Source organism: Haladaptatus sp. W1 (genome assembly GCF_001723155.1).
GTDB lineage: Archaea > Halobacteriota > Halobacteria > Halobacteriales > Haladaptataceae > Haladaptatus > Haladaptatus paucihalophilus.
Genome location: NZ_MEIH01000042.1, coordinates 1 through 1,996 on the forward strand (window position 1 = coordinate 1; position 1,996 = coordinate 1,996).

General features: G+C 50.5%; 2 protein-coding genes. Both read right to left on the reverse strand.

Annotated elements, in window-relative coordinates; all coding sequences use genetic code 11:
• A partial coding sequence (locus BG842_RS02420) for an ISH3 family transposase (protein ID WP_069449543.1) occupies positions 1 to 1,077 on the reverse strand: 1,077 nt, incomplete at its 3' end.
• A gap of 24 nt (positions 1,078 to 1,101) precedes the next feature.
• A complete protein-coding gene (locus BG842_RS28570) occupies positions 1,102 to 1,590 on the reverse strand; it encodes a hypothetical protein (protein ID WP_139135990.1) in 489 nt (162 codons plus the stop codon).
• Positions 1,591 to 1,996 lie beyond the last annotated feature (406 nt).

Genomic DNA, 1,996 nt, shown 5'->3' on the forward strand with positions numbered 1-1,996 from the left:
GATGAACTCCTTGAACGACCATTGCCAGAGGCGACGCCCCCCACGGCGGGGCGTCGCCACGTACTCCCAATGTAGAAACCGCCAGACGTTCTGTAACAGCAAGCTCACCACCACGTACAACAGCCGTACGACCGGATTCTGTGTTGAGGTCGTCGCAATACTTTGCTCGGAGAGTCGATAGCTGGCCTCGATACCGAAGCGTTTCGCGTAGTGGTATCGAGCGTCTCGTGGCGTGTCGATGAACGGCGCGTCAGCGGCGTAGCCGTGACGCGCCACCCCGTGTTCATCGTACCGCCCGTTCTGGTAGGTGCAGTCGATGTAGACGGGAAACTCGACGGTCCAGCTGTGACCGTCGAGTTTCGCCGTCAGACTGTGTTGAATCACGCGACTCCAGCCTTCCGAGAGTTCTTGCTTGATCGTCCGTCCCCAACGGACGATCGGCATAACGTAGGCGTGGTTGTGTGCCTGAAGCAGCGTCAAACACTTACTATCGTAGAATTCGCGGTCAAGGTAGACGGCCTTGACACCGAGGTCAAGGCCGTCAAGGATGCCAAGAAACTCTGCGAGGACGCCGCTGGCGGTGTCGCCGTCGGTAAGACGGCGCACCGCCAGTGTGTAGCGTTTGTTCTTCACACGCGCGTAGAGTGTGGCGTAGGCGTGGAACGCGGTGGTTCCACGCTTCGCTTGCGAGTGATAGAGACCGTCCGTGTCGTCTTCGTCGCCATAATAGGGCCGCAGGTGGAGGTCAGCGACGACCTCCACCTGCTCGGGGAGTACATCGAGAACGTCCTTCTGGAGGAGTATGTTGCCAACTTGTTCGAGCGTCTCAAGGTCGAACTTGGTGCGAAGATGGTAGAGAACTGAATTTTCGTGAGGCGCATCTTTGCTGTTCTCACAGAGCGTAGAGACCGAGGTCCCGTCGGCGCACGCGCCGACGAGGACCTCGTAAATGCCTTCAGCGTCGAGTTTGGCGTTTTCAGCGAAGGAGAGAGCAACTTCCTCGTCAAGAGAGTTGACGAGGAAGTTAAGGACCTGGTCCTCGTGGATTTCATTGTCTGCTTGCTTGGTTTTAGACACACCTTCTGCAAGCAGACGTCTCAACTAACCGGCTTTGTGATGTACTGATATTGTCTTTATTCGGTTCTCTATTTCTCTTTCAACCCTCTTCGTCAATTCCTTTTCATTGATTTCTTCAGTTTGTTCCCTTATTGACTCTTGAACATCGTTCTTTTTTGGCGGTAGGCAGTAATTCAATTCTAACGAACGCTCACATTCACCACAAAATTTCTCGAGTGTATGTCTATCAAATAATCCTGGGGCTTTACCTGTGGCGTTCATTGCTAGTAACTCCTCCTGAAGCTTCTCCCTATGGGAAACCTCGGTGAGGAACTGAGATTCTAACTTTACAGCGACTACATGCAAAAATCGCCCTGCAATGTAACCTCCTGTTAAGAGAGGGAGTAATAAAGTGACTAAACCAGCCGGCTCATCTTGAGGTAGGAAAAAATATAGTCCCGAAAGGAAGAGAACTCCTGGAAGTAACACACTGAAGAAGTCATAAAGGTCAAATTGACGTGTAGTAATGGCCATTCTTGGTCTTTATTCTATAGACACCTGTATGAGGTTTTTGCTTCTTTATATAGTAACCATGAGAATCGGTACTATAATATGCCCCTCGGTTGTACTCCGCATAAGATGAGCACAGAACCCGCCACTATAAGTGATAAATCGCCGTCAGGACTAGAGGCTGTGTTCAGTATCGTTACTGGCGGTTTGAGTATCTCTTCCTTCTAATCCTTATAGCTCTAGTAGTGTCAGCCACCGGACTAATAAAACAGAATATACTTTGGCTACTGTTCATCCCGTCGATAGTTGCAATCTTCATTTCTGCGATTGAATGGTTTGACTGGATTTGAGTAGCTCAGATCAGAGCTTCAATTCCATCACGATCTACGCTTCTGGATGCACGTATTCCCAGTCAAGATTGACTGAGCGA

Excerpts from the sequence above, each read along its gene's own strand:
- BG842_RS28570 (WP_139135990.1), bottom strand. The coding sequence starts at position 1,590 with ATGGCCATTACTACACGTCAATTTGACCTTTATGACTTCTTCAGTGTG.